Source organism: Candidatus Eisenbacteria bacterium, assembly GCA_016235265.1.
Lineage (GTDB): Bacteria > Eisenbacteria > RBG-16-71-46 > RBG-16-71-46 > JACRLI01 > JACRLI01.
The window spans coordinates 24,448-40,101 of sequence record JACRLI010000011.1; the positions used below are offsets into that span (position 1 = coordinate 24,448).

Here is a 15,654-nt window from a genome sequence, read left to right on the forward strand (position 1 = left end):
TCGCATGGGCATCCTGATCAAGAACGGCACGCTGGTGACCGCCAGCGAGCAGACCGTGGCCGACGTGTACTGCGACGGCGGCCAGGTGGTGGCCCTGGGACGGGACCTCGAAAAGCGCGGCGCGAAAGACGAGGTGATTGACGCCTCGGGCCAGTACGTCCTTCCCGGCGCGGTGGACCCACACGTGCACCTGGCACTGCCCTTCATGGGCACGGTCTCCGCGGACGATTACGAGGCCGGCACCGCCTGCGCCCTGGCCGGCGGCACCACCACGGTGGTGGACTTCGTGATCCCGGCGCGCGGCGGCTCGCTGCTCGAAGGGCTCCGGGAGTGGGAGGCCAAGTCGAAGATCGCCGTGGCCGACTACACCTACCACATGTCCATCCCCGGCTGGAGCGACAAGACCGCCGAGGAGATGCGCATCGTGGTGCAGGAGAAGGGCATCACCTCGTTCAAGGTGTTCATGGCCTACAAGGGCGCCTTCATGCTCGACGACGGCGAGCTGTGGCAGGTGATGAAGCACGCGGCCAGGCTGGGCGCGGTGGTCACGGTGCACGCCGAGAACGGCGACGCGGTGGCGAATCTCCAGGCGGAACTGGTGGCTGCGGGCAAGACCGAACCGAAGTACCACGCGGTGTCCCGGCCCAGCGCGGTGGAGGGCGAAGCCACCGGCCGCGCCCTGATGATGGCGCGCCTCAACGGCGCCACCGCCTACATCGTTCACATGACCTGCCGGGAGTCCATCCAGGCGCTGGCGCGGGCCAAGGCCGAAGGCCAGCACTGCTACGGCGAGACCTGCCCGCAGTACCTGCTGCTCGACGACTCGGTGTACGAGAAGCCGAACTTCGAGGGGTCGGTGTTCGTGATGTCCCCTCCCATCCGGTCCCGCCGGGAGGGCCACCAGGACGCGCTGTGGTCGCACCTGGGCAACGGCATCCTGAACGCCGTGGGCACCGACTTCTGCCCGTTCACATTCGAGCAGAAGCGCATGGGCCTCGAGAAGTTCACCCTGATCCCCAACGGTGGCACCGGGATCGAGGAGCGCCTGGCCCTGCTTTACACCTACGGCGTGTGCGAGGGGCGCATCTCGCTCCAGCGCATGGTGGAGCTGATCAGCACCGCGCCCGCCCGCATCTTCGGGCTGTACCCGCGCAAGGGCTCGATCTGCGTGGGCGGCGACGCCGACCTGGTGGTGTGGGACCCGGCCAGCGAGCGCACCATTTCCGCGAAGACCCACCACTCCGGGTGCGACCGCAACATCTTCGAGGGATTCAAGGTGAAGGGAAAGCCGTCCTATGTCGTGGCCGGCGGCCGGGTGCAGTTCAAGGACGGTGACCTCCGCGTGCAGCGCGGCGCGGGGCGGTTCCTGAAGCGCGAGATCCAGACGGCGACCCCGGTCATGGCCGGGGCCGCGAGGGCGCCCGAGCGGGCGCAGGCACGATAAGGAGGCGGCGATGAACCCAAGATCCACGTCCGACCTGGATGCCGGGCTCGGCGCCGCCGACGTCCGCAGCAAGCACAAGGAGTACCTGCTTCCCGCGGTGGCGAACTATTACCAGGAGCCCGTGGTGCTGTCCGAGGGCAAGGGCATGCGCGTTCGGGACCTGGACGGGCGCGAGTACCTGGATTTCTTCGGCGGCATTCTCACGGTCTCCGTGGGTCACGCCCACCCGGGCGTGAACGCGGCCATCAAGGCGCAGGTGGACCGCCTGGGGCACGTCTCCACGCTCTACCCCACGCTGCCCATCGTGCAGCTGGCCGAGAAGCTGGCCGCCATCACGCCGGGCGACCTCAAGAAGTGCTTCTTCACCGCCAGCGGCACCGAGGCCGACGAGACCGCGGTGATGCTGGCGCAGGTCTTCACCGGCCGCAGCGAGATCATCGCGCTGCGCCACGGATACTCCGGCCGCTCGGTGCTGGCCCAGTCGCTCACCGGGCACGCCCCGTGGCGCGCCATGCCCACGCAGGTGCCGGGGATCAAGCACGCGCTCTCCCCCTACTGCTATCGCTGCCCGCTGGGCCTCACCTACCCCACGTGCAAGGTGCAGTGCGCCCGGGATGTCGAGGAGCTGATCCGCACCACCACCACGGGCCAGGTGGCCGCACTCCTGGCCGAACCGATCCAGGGCGTCGGCGGCTTCGTCACCCCACCGCGGGAGTACTTCGAGATCGTGGTCGGGATCGTGCGCAAGTACGGCGGCGTGTTCATCTGTGACGAGGTGCAGACCGGCCTCGGGCGCACCGGTGGCAAGTGGTGGGGGATCGAGCACTGGGGCGTGCAGCCCGAGATCATGACCATGGCCAAGGGCATCGCCAACGGCATGCCGCTCTCGGCCACCATCTGCACCCCGGCCATCGCCGACTCGTTCAAGGCGCTCACCATCTCCACCTTCGGGGGCAACCCCGTCTCGGCCGCCGCCGGCTTGGCCACCATCGAGGCCATCGAGAAGGAACGGCTGCGGGAGAACGCGGAGAAGACCGGCGCGCTGCTGCGCGCGGGCCTGGAGAAGCTGAAAGGCAAGTACCCCCGCATCCTGGGTGACGTGCGCGGCATGGGCCTGATGCAGGGGGTGGAGTTCGTGAAGGACGAGACCGCACACGACCGCACGCCCAACCCCCAGGCCCTCACGGGACTGTTCGAGGAGACCAGGAAGCGCGGGCTGCTCATCGGCAAGGGCGGCCTGAACGGCAACGTGGCGCGCATCTCCCCGCCCCTGGTGGCCAGCGAGAACGACGTCAACGAGGCCCTGGGAATCCTCGACAAGAGCCTTGCGGGTATGGGGGCCGCGTAGCGATGGCGGGCCCCTCCCCGGCAAAGGACCCGCTCGAGCTCAAGATCCACGATCACCGGCCCAACTACCGGCCGGCCGAGGCCATTGTGGAAGCCGCGCGCTGCCTGTACTGCCACGACGCGCCGTGCGTCGCCGCGTGCCCCACCGGGATCGACATCCCGGGCTTCATCCGGAAGATCTCCACCGGCAACCTGGGCGGGTCGGCCCGGACCATCCTGTCCGCCAACCTGCTTGGCTACTCGTGCGCGCGGGTCTGCCCGGTGGAGGTGCTGTGCGCGGGCGCCTGCGTGCACCACCACCAGGGCCGTGAGCCCATCGCCATCGGCCGCCTGCAGCGCCACGCGGTGCAGATCGCGCTGGACCAGGGCACCGCCACCAGCCTCCTCCGCAGGCAGCCCGCCAACGGGAAATCGGTCGCGTGCGTGGGCGCGGGCCCGGCGTCCCTGGCGTGCGCCGGCTACCTGGCGCTCGAGGGCTTCAAATGCGTGGTGTTCGAGAAACGCCCGCTCGCGGGCGGGCTCAACACCACCGGCGTGGCCCCGTACAAAATGCACCTTCAGGACTCGCTGCGGGAGGTCGGTCTCATCCGCGATCTCGGCGTGGAGATCCGCGCCGGGGTGGAGATCGGCCGCGACGTCCCCCCCGGGCAGCTGTTGAAAGAGCACGACGCCGTGTTCGTCGGCGTGGGCCTGGGCCCGGATTCCCGGCTCCACATCCCCGGAGAGGACGGCCCGGGAGTGATGGGCGCCACCGAGTGGATCGAGAGCCTGAAGACCGAGCCCGGCTACACCCTGCCGCCCCTCCGCGGGGCCGTGGTGATCGGAGGCGGCAACACCGCCATTGACGCTGCCCGTGAACTGGCGCACCTGGGGGTGTCCCCCGTCACGCTGGCCTACCGCCGCACCCGCGACGTGATGCCCGGCTACCGCCACGAGCTGGCCCAGGCGCACCTGGATGGTGTGCTGCTCATGGAGCGCGCCGTGCCGGCCGAGTTCGCGCGCCGGCCGGATGGCGGTCTCGCCGCGGTGCGCTTCGCGGACGGCCGCGAGATTGCCTGCGACCTGGCGCTGGTGGCCATCGGCCAGGCCCACCTGGGTGAGCTGCTGGGAGCGTTTCCCGGGATCGAGATCAATGAGCGGGGCTGCGTGACCGTGGACGCCGCCACCGGGCGCACCGGCAATCCGAAGGTGTACGCCGGCGGCGACGCGGTGAACGGCGGGGACCTGGTGGTCACCGCGGTGCAGGAGGGCAAGCGCGCCGCGCGCGCGATCTGCGCGCAACTGGGTGTCACGGTGGCGCACGACGCGCCGCTCATGGCCGGTCACCGGTAGCGAAGGCGAGGACGGCGACGATGGCAGACCTTTCGATCAGCTTCGCGGGCATCAAGAGCCCGAACCCGTTCTGGCTCGCCTCCGCCCCGCCCACCAACTCGGGCGAGCAGGTGATGCGCGCCTTCGACCTCGGCTGGGGCGGCGTGGTGTGGAAGACGCTGGGCAACCCCATCGTCAACACCTCCAGCCGCTTTGGCGCCCTCCAGATTGACGGCGTCCGCATGGCGGGGTTCAACAACATCGAGCTCATCACCGACCGGCCGCTGGACGTGAACTTCCGCGAAATCCGCGAGGTGAAACGGCGCTACCCCGACCGGGCCCTGCTGGTCTCGCTGATGGTGGAGAGCAAGGCCGACTGGCGCGACATCATCCGGCGCACCGAGGACACCGGCTGCGACGGCATCGAGCTCAACTTCGGCTGTCCGCACGGCATGTGCGAGCGCGGCATGGGCTCGGCCGTGGGCGCGGAGCCCGAGGTGCTGAAGGTGGTGGCCGGCTGGGCGCTGGAGTACGCGCACCTGCCGGTGCTCATCAAGCTCTCCCCCAACGTGACCGACATCCTGGAGCCCGCCGTGGCGGCCGTGGGCACCGGCGTGCACGGACTCTCGCTCATCAACACGCTCAAGGGCCTGATGGGCGTAGACCTCGACCGCTTCGTCCCCACCCCCGTGGTGGGTGGTCGTTCCACGGACGGGGGCTACTGCGGCCCGGCGGTGAAGCCCATCGCGCAGTTCATGGTGGCTTCGCTGGCGCGGGACCCGCGCATCACGCTGCCGATCTCCGGCATCGGCGGCATCGCCACGTGGCGGGACGCGGCCGAGTTCATCGCGCTGGGCGCCACCTCGGTGCAGGTGTGCACCGCGGTGATGCACTACGGCTATCGCATCGTCGAGGACATGGCCGACGGGCTGAACACCTACCTGGACTCCAAGGGCATGAAGTCGGTGTCGGAGTTGCGCGGCAAGGCCATCCCCGCGTTCGGGGAATGGGGCGACCTGGACCTCAACTACAAGGTCGTGGCCGAGGTGAACGCGGAAGCCTGCATCGGCTGCAAGCTGTGCATGGTGGCCTGCCGCGACTCGGCCGTGAGCTGCATCCACCACTCCGACGAGACCCCGGCGCCCGACCACCTCGCGCCCACGCGCCCGGCTGCCGTGGCTGCCGCGAAGCGGAAGAACAATCACGTGGTGTGGGTGGACGAGACCGAGTGCATCGGGTGCAACCTGTGCGCGCACGTCTGTCCCGTCCCCGGCTGCATCACCATGAAGGACGTCACCGGGGGCGCGCCGGTGGAGTCGTGGAACGACCGGCTTGCCCGGGGCACCGCGCATGTCCCCGGAGGGCTTCAGGACCTCGCGGGCGGTGGCGGGAAGTAGCCGGCCCCCGAGCCCGGTGGCTCGCGGCAAGTCGTGGTGCCGGGAGCAGGGGTCGAACCTGCACGGCCTTTCGGCCAGCGGATTTTAAGTCCGCAGCGTCTGCCATTTCGCCATCCCGGCACGCGGCCATTGTAGCGGAAACGGGGCGGCCGCGTGGCCGCCCCGTTTCTCCTGCGATCCAATCCGAGGAGATTTCCGGGCCCTACTCGAACACTCTCTCCAGCGCCTCCCGGAAGTGCCCCCGCGTCCCCCGAATCCACGCTTCCAGCGCCGCACACTCCACCGCCGCGACCCGCAACTCCGCAGCAGCAGCCGTGCGCACGTGTTCGGGCAACCCACGGGACGTGCCGGGCCCCGCGGAAGCAGCCCCCGCCGCGCCGATAACGCCGTGCGCCGCCGTCTCCCGATACGCCTCCCGGAACGGCGTCCCCGCCAGCGCCCGCTCTGACGCTTCGCGCGCCGCGTCCAGGTCCGGCGTCAGCGCTGCGCGCAGACGCTCCTCCACCGGCTCAACATGTGCCGGCAGCAGCGCGGCCATCTCAAGAACTTCAAGTGCCTCGCCCAGCCCGCGCAACAGTGGCTCCTTGAGCAGCTGGTAGTCCCGGTGATAGTTCGACGGCAGCTTGGCCGCCACCCACGCGTGCTCCTCCTGCCGGGCACGCAGGCGCGCGGCGCGGGCCCTCAGCAACTCCACCACGTCGGGATTCTGTTTCTGCGGCATGATCGAGGAGCCGGTCTGGAACGCGGGGTCCAGCCGCAGGTAGCCGAACTCGCGCGTGAGGTAGAGCGAGGCGTCACAGGCGAACTTCTCCACCGACGCCCCCACGACCGCGATCTCGTGCAGCAGGCGCCCCTCCAGCCTTGCCCGCGAGTGGATCACGTCCACCACGGACCGCTGCGGTGCATCGAAGCCCAGGGCATGGGACACAAAGGCCCGGTCGGTGGCGACCGGCGAACCGAACCCGGCGGCCGCCCCCAGCGGGCAGCGGTTGAGTTCCGAGTACAGGTGCCGCAGCGCGCGCATGGACTCCAGCGCCGCTTCGACCCACGCCTGCGCCCACAGCGCCCAGGAGCTGGGCATGGCCGCCTGCAGGTGCGTGTGACCGGGCAGCGGCAGGCCCGCGTGCCGCTCCGCGAACTCCAGCTGCGCGCGCGCGTACTCCCCCAGGCTCCCGCAGAGCTCCAGCGCCGCATCCCGCATCCACAACCGCAGCGCCAGCACCACCTGGTCGTTGCGCGAACGCCCCAGGTGAATCTTGCCGCCCAGCGGGCCCAGCTTCTCCGTCAGCCGGTTCTCGATGGCGGTGTGGCAGTCCTCGTCGGAGTCGGCCACGGTGAACTGCCCCGCCGCGTGCGCGTCGCGCATCGCGCGAAGCTCGCGCACCAGCGAGGCCGCTTCGGACCCGGCAAGCGCGCCGATCGAGGCCAGCATCTTCGCGTGCGCGGCGCTGCCGGCCAGGTCCCACGGCAGGAGCACGCGGTCCATGGCCACGTCCTCACCCACGGTGAACGCGCGGACCCGCGGGTCCATCGCCACGCCCTTGTCCCACAGGTTCACTGCCACGACGGGTGCTCCTTCCGCGCGGCCGCGAAGTAGCGGCGCGCCAGTCCCGCGTAGACCTGCGCGCCGCGCTGCAGCTCGGCTCCGGTCACGAACTCATCGGCCCGGTGCGAGCGCGACGTCTCGCCGGGGCCGATCTTCACCGTGGGCACATCCCCGAGGTGCACCCAGTCGCTGGTGGTGCGCGAGCCCTCCGCGGGGCAGCCGGTGGCCTCGACCGCCGCGCGAGCCACGGCCGACGCGGGCGGGGTCTCCATGGCGCGCAGCCGCGCGCTGTGCACGGTGATCTCGCTCTGAAGTCCCTCGCCGATGCGCGCCGCCAGGGCGCGCGGGTCGGTGCCGGGGTTGGTGCGCACGTCCACCCAGAAGTCGCAGCTGTCCGGCACCGCGTTGCGGGCATGGCCGCCCGAGATCATGGTCACCTGCACCGTGACCGGGCCCAGCATCGGGTGCGGCGTGCCCAGCACTTCGGCGCCGGACTCTTCGAACCCCGCCAGGCGCGCCACGTCCGCGGCTGCCATGTGCACGGCGTTGCGCGCGCCGTCGCGCGCCGCGTGCGCGGCATGTCCCGCCACCCCGCGCGCCGAGCCCTTCAGCACCAGCAGGCCCTTCTGCGCCAGCACCGGGCGGCAACCGGTGGGCTCGCCCACCACCGCCGCATCCGGCCGCGGCAGGCGCGCCATCACGTTCTCGATGCCCTGGCCGCCGGTCTCCTCCTGCGCGGTGAACGCCACCCACAGCGTGCCCGGCGCGCCTTCGTCGGCGTACCTGGTGCGCAGGATCAGCGCGGCCTCCAGCAGCGCGGTGACACAGCCCTTGGCGTCGTTGGCGCCCAGCCCGTACAGGCGGTCGCCGACGCGGGTCATGCGGTTGGGCTCCCGCGTCCAGCCCCCGCAGGCGGGCACGGTGTCCAGGTGCGAGTTGAACAGCAGCGTGGGGCCGGGGGCCTCGAACGCGCGGAAGAACAGGTTGTCGCCGGCGCGCTGCACCTCGAAGCCCATACCACCCAGTTCCAGGCCCAGCAGGTCCGCAACGGCGGCTTCCGCCCCGGAGACGCTGGGCGTGCCGACCAGGCGAGCCAGGCGTTCGATCACTTCGCCCCCACCGGCACGTCCGCGCCGATCCACGCTTCGCCGGATCCGTCGGCGTCCTCGCGCCGGCGCACGATCAGCGTGCCGCAGCCTTCGTTGGTGAAGATCTCTCGCAGCAGCGCGTTGGGCTTGAGCCCGTCCACCAGGTGCACCCGATCCACGCCCTTGAGCAGCGCGTTACGGCACGCCTCCAGCTTGGGCAGCATGCCGCCGCCGACGGCGCCCGAGTCCGCCATCTCGCGGCAGGCCTCGAGGTCCAGGCAACTGATCACGCTCGAGGGCTGCGCCACGTCGCGCAACAGCCCCGGCACGGTGGTCAGCAGCACCAGCTTGGCGGCACCCAGCGCCGCGGCCAGCGCCGCGGCCAGCGTGTCGGCGTTCACGTTGTACAGGTGGCCCTCGTCATCGCCCGCGAGCGAGGTCACCACCGGCACGTGCCCGGCCTCCATGAGGTCGCGCAGCACCCCGGGGTGCACCTCGGCGATATCGCCCACGTGCCCGAAGTCGGTGGTGACCGGCGGCCCGCCGGCCTCGCGCACCGCCAGCGGCGGCCGCTTCACCGCCGAGGTCAGCCGCGCGTCCAGCCCCGAGAGGCCCACCGCGGACAGCCCGTGCCGGCGCAGCGCGCCCAGCAGCGCGTTGCGCACCGGGCCGGAGAAGGCCATGCTCACCACTTCCAGCGTGGCGTCGTCGGTGACGCGCCGGCCCGCCACGCGCTTCTGCGGCACGCCCAACCGCTCGCCCAGCCGGTCGGCCTGCGCGCCGCCGCCGTGCACCAGCACCAGGCGGATGCCCAGCGCGTCGAGCAGGGCGAGCTGCGCGGCCACCGCGTCCGTGGCGCCGGCGTCGTCCAGCACCGCGCCGGACAGTTTCACCACGAAGGTCGAGCCCCGGAAGTGCTTCACGAACGGAGCCGCCGCCTCCAGGCTAATTCCGCTTTCCAGAGTCATTTACGGGCTCCCCCTTGAGCAATGTCAGAAGCACGGCCATGAACACCCACATGCGGTTCTCGGCCTCGTCCACCACCCGGGAGCGCGGTCCATCGAGAACCGCGGCGTCAATCACCACATCCCGGCGCACCGGCAGGCAGTGCAGCACCGGCGCCTGCGACGCGGCCAGCCGGGCCTCGCTCACGCGCCATCCCGCCAGCCGCGCGAAATCGGCGGCCTGTTCCTCGGCCCGGCCGTACATGTCGCGCCGGCCCCAGCTCTTCACGTACAGGATGTCGGTGCCCCCCAGCGCTGCGGGGTCGTGCGAGATCTCGAAGCGCGACCCGCGGCGGGCGCACTCGGTCCGGGCCGCCTCCACGTACTTCGCGCCCAGCTCGTAGCCTTCCGGGTGCAGCAGTCGCACGTTCATCCCCGCCCACGCCGCCCCCAGCAGCGCCGAGTGCGGCACAGCCATGGGCGTGGGTTTCGCCTGCGGCGCCCAGGTCACGGTCAGGGTGCGCCCGGCGGTGGCGCCCAGCAGCTCGCGCGCGGTCATGATGCCCGCCAGCGCCTGGCAGGGATGTTCCGCAGCCGATTCCAGGTTGATCACCGGCACCGTCGCGTGCGCGGCGAAGGCGCGGATCATGGAGTCCTGCGCGTCTTCGTCGGCGTCGCGCATGCCCGCGAAGCAGCGCACCCCCAGAGCTTCCGCGTAGCGCGAGAGCACCGGCACGCCTTCGCGCACGTGCTCCGAGGCCTTGCCGTCCATGCGCACCCCGTCGCGCCACTCCAGGTCCCAGGTGCCCTGCCCCACGTGCAGCGGGATGGCGCTGCCCCCCAGGCGCTGCATGGCCGCCTGCGAGGAGAACAGCGTGCGCAGCGAGGGATTGAAGAACACCAGGCCCAGCACGCGATCTTGAAGTGCCCGGGAGTAGGACGGGCGCGCCGCCTCACCGCCGGGAACGCCGCGGTGCGCCGCCACATCCAGGCCCTCGGCCTTGAGCTCCTGCGCCAGGTCAATCATCGCGTCAATCTCCGCGGGCGACCAGTCCAGGTGGCTCACGAAGTGGCGCACGCGCGTGGCTCCCTCGGCGGCGGCCAGCACCGGGGCGCTCACGCGTTCCCCCACTCGAGCAGCGCCTCGCGCAACAGGTCCACGTGCTCCTCGCCGGCGATCAACGGCGGCAGCAGCCGCACCACGTGAGGGTCGGCGCTGGTCCCCGTCAGCACCCCCCGCTGCAGCAGGAAGGCCACCACTTCCCGGGCGGGACCACGCGTGGCCAGGCCGGTCAGCCAGCCCACCCCGTGCACGCCGCTCACCGGCCCCACGATCAGGCGCTCCCGCGCGTAGGCGGAGACCCGCCGCACGCGCGAGTGCAGGTCCTGGTTGGCGATCTCGCTCAACACGGTCGTGACCGCGACGCACGCCAGCGGCCCGCCCCCGAACGTGGAGCCCAGGTCGCCCTCCTTCACCCCCGCGCCCATTTCCGTGGACAGCAGCAGCGCTCCCACCGGCACGCCCCCGCCGAGGCCCTTGGCCGTGGTCACCAGGTCGGGCGTCACGCCGGACTGCCCCGCCGCGAAGGCCGCGCCCAGCCGGCCCATGCCGGTCTGCACTTCGTCGTAGATGAGCACGATCCCCAGCCGCCGGGTGCGCTCGCGCAGCGCCCCCAGCCACGCCGGCTCCAGCACCACCACGCCGGCCATACTCTGCACCGGCTCCACGATCACCGCGGCCACCGTGTCGTCCAGCCGGTCCAGGTCCTCGAACCGGTTCGGGCGCAGCCGCATGCACGGCGCCAGCAGCGGCTCCAGGCCGGCGCGGTAGCCGGCACCGTCGGTGGCCGACAGCGCCAGCAGCGTGCGACCGTGGAAGGCCCCGGTGAGCGCCGCGACGCGCGTGCGCCCGGTGGACTGGATCGCCACCTTCAGCGCGGCCTCGTTGGCCTCCGCGCCGGAGTTGCAGAAGAACACTTGCGTGAAGGGCGGGCCGGCGTACTCCGCCAGCGCGCGCGCCGCGGTTTCGCGGACCGGGATGCGCGCCACGTTGGAGTAGAACAGGAACTCCCGCGCCTGCCCGGCCAGGGCGTCCGCCAGCGCCTTCGGCGAATGCCCCAGCGAGGCCACCGCGTGGCCGCCGTAGAAGTCCAGGTAGCGCCGCCCCGAGGTGTCCCACACCCACATGCCCTCGCCCTGCGCGAGTTCGAAGGGGTAGGTCTTGTACGTCGGCAGCAGCGCCGACGCCGGGGGTGCGGCAGCGCCGGCTGCGGAGTTCGCTGCCGCGCCAGTGGGAGCCGCGCCGCCCGCCGCGGAGCTTGCGGCCGCGCCTGCGGAAGCCGGGCCGCCCGGCGTGTTTGTCGTCTCCGGCATCACGCCGGCGCTCGTCGTCTTCATGCGCTCCTCGCCGGGCCCGGTGTTCAAACCGGCCCAAGCGCCGGGGACAGCAGCCCGGTGGTCTCCGGGTAGCCCGCCAGCAGGTTCATGTTCTGGACGGCCTGCGCGGCCATCCCCTTGCCCAGGTTATCCAGCGCCGCGCACACCACCACGTGATCGCCGCGCACCGTCATGGACAGATCGCAGAAGGCGGTCCCGGCCACGTCGAGCACGCGGGGCGAATCGTCCCGCACCCGCACCAGCGGCTCGTCGCGGTAGAACTCCCGCAGGAAGTCCGGCGCCGGCAGCCCCGACGCGAATGACTCCCGCGGCGCGTGCACGGTGACGAAGATCCCCCGCACGAACGGCGCGCTGTGCGCCACGAAACTGAGCCGCAGGCCCGCGTCCGCGAACTGCGCCTGGACCTCCGCCACGTGCGCGTGGCCCTCGAGCCGGTAGGCGCGGTAGTCGGAGTGGCGCCGGGGGTGATGCGTGGTCTCGGACGGCAGCGCCCCGGAGCCCGAGGAGCCCGTGGCGCCGTCGGCGGCGACGAAACCGCGCAGGCCCGTGGCCACCAACGGTGCGATGGCCAGCTGCAGCGCGGTGGCGAAGCAGCCCGGGTTGGCCACCAGCCGCGCGCCTTCCAGCGCGGCACGGTTGAGCTCCACCAGGCCGTAGCGCGCCAGCGGAAACAGCGCCTCCCTCGCCCCCGAGGCGTGGGGTCCACCCGGACGCAGGTCCGGGCCCAGGTCAATCACGCTGAGTCCGTCCGGCCAATCAGCGGCGAGGTCAATCACGGCGTCCGCAACGGCCGGGCCACCCGGGGCGGTTGTCACGCGGGGATCCGCCGCCGCGACCACCGCCGCGCCGGAAGCCGCCGCCGCGCGTTGCGCCGCCTTGCGCGCGGCCGCCCAACCCAGGACCGAGCCCAGGGCCTTTGCCCCCTCGCCCGCCGGCAGCGCCGAGACCAGGAACGCGGGCCCGTCCGCCAGCAATCCCGCGAGGTCCGGCTCCGCGCCGAATGTGAGCTGGGTGAGCCCCAGCAGGCCCCGGTGCACCTCGTGCACCGCCCGGCCGGCGTGATGGCGCGAGGCGATCTGCGTCACCTCGAAGCCGGGGTGCGCGCCCAGGAGGCGCAGCAGCTCGCCGCCGCCGTAGCCGGACCCGCCCAGGATGGCCACCGGGACGCGGCGCACCACGCGCACCGCGCCGCCGCCACCGGCCCCGCTCCAGGCCAGGCGCCTGTCGAAGCCGCTCACGCCGCGGCCCCCGAGAACTGCGCCACCTTGTCCGCCACCTGCTCCGCCAGCTGCGGCCCGTGCGTGCGCGCGTTGAGCGCCGGCACGTTCAGCTCGTCGCGCACGTAGCGACAGCCCACCTCGTTGTCGGTGGCCGGCCCGCTCACCACGTTCACGCCCCACTGGAACGTGCGGCGCAGGATCTCCACGCCGCCCCACGCGCCCACCGGGTCGTTGGCGCACAGCACCATGGCCGCCGCGCGCCCGCGAAAGGCCGGCTCGGAGAGGATGGACTGCACCCCGTAGTCGCCCAGGATGCCGTCGCCCAGCTCGGCCACGATCACGTCCGGCGCGCCGCGCGCCAGCTCACCCAGGATGGCGCGCGAGGCCGGCACCGCGGTGGCCGGATCGGTGGCCACCACCCCCACGTCGGTGAATGTCAGCGCGCGCCAAGCGCCGTAGTCGCGCATGCTCAAGACGTCGCGCATCAGCGAGATGCCGGTGAGCTTCGCACCCCCCACCTTGAGGCCGCGGTGCGCCAGGTGCCGCACGATCTGGCAGGCCGCCAGCGTCTTGCCGGCGTTCATGCACGTGCCGGCCACGAACACCACCGGGGCGCGGCCTTCCAGCGCTTCCGCGGGCGGCAGCGCGTTCATGGAAATGTGCGCGGGCACCCCCGAGCGGCTCTGGAACGTGGGGAACGCCAGCACCGAGCCCAGCACTTCCGCGCGGAACGGCTCGCCCACTTCCGGGTTGTGCGAGACGCAGTGGCCCAGCACCCCGCCCAGGTTCAGCACGTGCACCGTCTCGCCCACCGCCAGCTTCTCCGGCACCACGCCGGAGTAGCCGTGCAGCGCGTTGCGGTGCCCCAGCGCCCCGGCAATGACGTCGCCGCCATGCAGGAAGCTCATCCGGCCGTGCACGTCCTCGAGCTGGTTGTAGGTGCCCTTCTCGCCCAGGATGCGCACCGCCAGCACCGCGCCGGCGCGGCAGTCCACCTTCGGGGAGACCACCACGTCGGGAGCCAGACGGCAGTTGCGGGTGACCGAGGCGATCTTGTCCAGGCGGACCCGCGACTCGCTCATGCCGCCCCCGCGGACGTCGGCACCGGCGCGCCGTTCGGAGCCTGGCCGCCGGCGGTCCCGGCCACGCTGCGGTCCCGGCGCGCCGCCAGCGCCTCCTGCAGCGCGTAGAGCCGGCAGAAGCCCTGCGCGTCGCGGCCGTCCCACAGGTGGTTCTCCTCGCCGTAGAGCGCCACGTCCGACTGCAGCAGCGAGTGCGCGCTGCGCACGCCCTCCACCGAGGCCTGTCCCTTGAACAGCCGCACCCGCACCGTGCCGCTGACGTGCTGCTGCGTGGATTCCAGGAACGCTTCCAGGTCCCGCATCAGCGGGTCGAAGTAGTGCCCCTCGTGCAGCATCGAGCCGTACAGGTTACCCAGCGTCTCCTTCCAGTTCTGCTGCGCGCGCGTGAGCACCAGCTTCTCCAGTTCGCGGTGCGCGGTGATCAAGGTCACCGCGGCGGGCGCCTCGAAGCCCACGCGGCCCTTGATGCCCAGGATGGTGTCGCCCAGGTGCACGCCACGGCCCACGCCGTGCGCGCCGGCGCGCGCCGCCGTTTCGAGCAGCGCGTCCACCGGGGACAGGGCGCGGCCGTCCACGGCCACGGGCACGCCCTGCGCGAATTCCAGCGTGAGCCGCTCGGGCGCGTCCGGCCAGAACGCGGGCGGCGCGGTGGCCGGGTAGGCGTCGTCGGGGATGGTGGCGTCGCTGTCGTGCGTGGGGCCGCCGCCCACGGTGTTGCCCCACAGGCCGCGATTGATGGAGAAGCGCTTCGCCTCCTCGGGGACCGGCAGCCCGGCGTCACCCAGGCGCGCCGCCGCACGGGCGCGGGCCAGCCCCGACTCGCGGATCGGCGCGATGAGCCGCAGTTGCGGCGCCAGCACCTTGAAGGCCACGTCGAAGCGCACCTGGTCGTTGCCCGCGCCGGTGGAGCCGTGCGCGATGGCGGTGGCGCCCAGTTCCAGCGCGGCGAGTGCCACGGCTTCCGCCTGCGCCACGCGCTCGGCCGCCACGCACAGCGGGTAGACCTGCCCGCGGAGCACGTTGCCGTACACCAGGTAGCGCAGGAACCGGTCGAACAGGCGCGGGCGCACGTCGAGGGTGCGGTGGCTGGCCGCCCCCAGGATGTGCGCGCGCTTCTCGAGGTCGGCCAGCTCGGCGGCGCTGAAGCCGCCGGTGTCGGCGGTCACGGTGTGCACCTCGAGCCCGTAGTCTTCATGCAGCGCGACGCAGCAGTAGCTGGTGTCGAGCCCGCCGGAGAATGCCAGCGCCACGCGAGGCTTCATGTCGTTCTTCCCTTTCCAAGGTTGCGCAGCCACGCCAGCAGGCGGCCCTGGTCGGCCCGGCTGCGCACGGCGCGGAAGCTGGTGTCGTCGCCCGCCAGGCTGCCGACGAGCTCGGTCCGTCCCGCGCGGTCCACGTAGCTTGCGGCCAGCGGCGCCCCGCCCGGGGGCGTGCGGATGATGATCAGGTTCGCGCCCACCGGGACCGCGGCGCGCAGCGCCTCCACCTCGGGGACCTCCGGCGCCGCCGGGGCCGATCCCCGAACCGGGGCGGTCAGCGCGTAGCGCCCCCGCACCTTCACGATTCCCAGTTCCCGTATGTCCCGGCTCAGGCTGGCCTGGGTCCCGCGCACCCCCGCCTGCGCCAGTTCCTGGGACAACTCCGCCTGGCTGGCCACCGCGTGCCGCCGGACCACCCTCAGAATGGCGGCCTGCCGGCGGCCCTTCTCGGTCGTCATGTCGCCTCCCGATGGTTGGATGCTGGATAAGTCACTATCGGATGAATATATTTCCATTCTCGGCGCGGGTCAAGCCGAATTTCCGGCCTTTCCCGGGCTCCGGGTGGCGGACCGCGCCCCCACCCGTGCTAGAATGTGCGCTCGCCATCCACGGAGGAGGA

The 15,654-nt window shown here is 72.1% G+C and carries 13 protein-coding genes and 1 tRNA gene; 4 read left to right on the forward strand and 10 right to left on the reverse strand.

What is annotated here, in order from left to right:
- Positions 1-4 precede the first annotated feature (4 nt).
- The 4 genes from hydA to preA are packed head-to-tail and all read left to right on the forward strand — an operon-like array spanning position 5 to position 5,499.
- Entirely contained in the window at positions 5-1,444 is a 1,440-nt protein-coding gene (hydA, locus tag HZB25_05730; GenBank protein MBI5836723.1) for a dihydropyrimidinase, read from the forward strand.
- Positions 1,445-1,454: 10 nt separating this feature from the next.
- Positions 1,455-2,792, forward strand: coding sequence for an aspartate aminotransferase family protein (locus HZB25_05735; GenBank protein ID MBI5836724.1), 1,338 nt, complete (start codon positions 1,455-1,457; stop codon positions 2,790-2,792).
- A 2-nt stretch (positions 2,793-2,794) separates the two neighbouring features.
- Positions 2,795-4,123, forward strand: coding sequence for an FAD-dependent oxidoreductase (locus HZB25_05740; protein MBI5836725.1), 1,329 nt, complete (start codon positions 2,795-2,797; stop codon positions 4,121-4,123).
- Positions 4,124-4,143: 20 nt separating this feature from the next.
- Positions 4,144-5,499, forward strand: a complete 1,356-nt coding sequence (gene preA / locus HZB25_05745; protein ID MBI5836726.1) for an NAD-dependent dihydropyrimidine dehydrogenase subunit PreA — start codon at positions 4,144-4,146, stop codon at positions 5,497-5,499.
- A 34-nt stretch (positions 5,500-5,533) separates the two neighbouring features.
- Here preA and HZB25_05750 read toward each other — a convergent pair.
- The 10 genes from HZB25_05750 to HZB25_05795 form a co-directional block, all read right to left on the reverse strand.
- Positions 5,534-5,619, reverse strand: a tRNA-Leu gene (locus tag HZB25_05750).
- An 82-nt stretch (positions 5,620-5,701) separates the two neighbouring features.
- Positions 5,702-7,063: an argininosuccinate lyase gene (locus HZB25_05755; GenBank protein ID MBI5836727.1), complete on the reverse strand. Its 1,362-nt coding sequence runs from the start codon at positions 7,061-7,063 to the stop codon at positions 5,702-5,704.
- A complete protein-coding gene (locus HZB25_05760) occupies positions 7,054-8,061 on the reverse strand; it encodes a M20/M25/M40 family metallo-hydrolase (GenBank protein MBI5836728.1) in 1,008 nt (335 codons plus the stop codon). The genes HZB25_05755 and HZB25_05760 overlap by 10 nt, the downstream gene beginning before the upstream one ends.
- Before the next feature lie 89 nt (positions 8,062-8,150).
- Entirely contained in the window at positions 8,151-9,101 is a 951-nt protein-coding gene (gene argB, locus HZB25_05765) for an acetylglutamate kinase (protein ID MBI5836729.1), read from the reverse strand.
- Complete coding sequence (locus HZB25_05770; GenBank protein ID MBI5836730.1) at positions 9,079-10,197, reverse strand: N-acetylornithine carbamoyltransferase; 1,119 nt, start codon at positions 10,195-10,197, stop codon at positions 9,079-9,081. Before HZB25_05770 ends, argB begins: the two co-directional genes overlap by 23 nt.
- Complete coding sequence (locus HZB25_05775) at positions 10,194-11,474, reverse strand: aspartate aminotransferase family protein (protein MBI5836731.1); 1,281 nt, start codon at positions 11,472-11,474, stop codon at positions 10,194-10,196. Before HZB25_05775 ends, HZB25_05770 begins: the two co-directional genes overlap by 4 nt.
- Before the next feature lie 23 nt (positions 11,475-11,497).
- Complete coding sequence (locus tag HZB25_05780) at positions 11,498-12,712, reverse strand: N-acetyl-gamma-glutamyl-phosphate reductase (protein ID MBI5836732.1); 1,215 nt, start codon at positions 12,710-12,712, stop codon at positions 11,498-11,500.
- Positions 12,709-13,776 carry a hypothetical protein gene (locus HZB25_05785; protein ID MBI5836733.1) on the reverse strand — a complete coding sequence of 356 codons (1,068 nt, stop codon included), beginning with the start codon at positions 13,774-13,776 and terminating at the stop codon, positions 12,709-12,711. The genes HZB25_05780 and HZB25_05785 overlap by 4 nt, the downstream gene beginning before the upstream one ends.
- Positions 13,773-15,038: an argininosuccinate synthase gene (argG, locus tag HZB25_05790; protein MBI5836734.1), complete on the reverse strand. Its 1,266-nt coding sequence runs from the start codon at positions 15,036-15,038 to the stop codon at positions 13,773-13,775. The genes HZB25_05785 and argG overlap by 4 nt, the downstream gene beginning before the upstream one ends.
- Entirely contained in the window at positions 15,035-15,493 is a 459-nt protein-coding gene (locus HZB25_05795) for an arginine repressor (GenBank protein MBI5836735.1), read from the reverse strand. Before HZB25_05795 ends, argG begins: the two co-directional genes overlap by 4 nt.
- Positions 15,494-15,654: the final 161 nt, after the last annotated feature.

Bases quoted from the DNA above. Each gene is read 5' to 3' on its own strand.
- HZB25_05775 (MBI5836731.1), bottom strand. From the start codon at position 11,474: ATGAAGACGACGAGCGCCGGCGTGATGCCGGAGACGACAAACACGCCG.
- HZB25_05785 (MBI5836733.1), bottom strand. From the start codon at position 13,776: ATGAGCGAGTCGCGGGTCCGCCTGGACAAGATCGCCTCGGTCACCCGC.
- preA (MBI5836726.1), top strand. From the start codon at position 4,144: ATGGCAGACCTTTCGATCAGCTTCGCGGGCATCAAGAGCCCGAACCCG.
- HZB25_05795 (MBI5836735.1), bottom strand. From the start codon at position 15,493: ATGACGACCGAGAAGGGCCGCCGGCAGGCCGCCATTCTGAGGGTGGTC.
- argB (MBI5836729.1), bottom strand. From the start codon at position 9,101: ATGACTCTGGAAAGCGGAATTAGCCTGGAGGCGGCGGCTCCGTTCGTG.
- hydA (MBI5836723.1), top strand. From the start codon at position 5: ATGGGCATCCTGATCAAGAACGGCACGCTGGTGACCGCCAGCGAGCAG.
- HZB25_05740 (MBI5836725.1), top strand. From the start codon at position 2,795: ATGGCGGGCCCCTCCCCGGCAAAGGACCCGCTCGAGCTCAAGATCCAC.
- HZB25_05760 (MBI5836728.1), bottom strand. From the start codon at position 8,061: ATGGGCTTCGAGGTGCAGCGCGCCGGCGACAACCTGTTCTTCCGCGCG.
- HZB25_05735 (MBI5836724.1), top strand. From the start codon at position 1,455: ATGAACCCAAGATCCACGTCCGACCTGGATGCCGGGCTCGGCGCCGCC.
- argG (MBI5836734.1), bottom strand. From the start codon at position 15,038: ATGAAGCCTCGCGTGGCGCTGGCATTCTCCGGCGGGCTCGACACCAGC.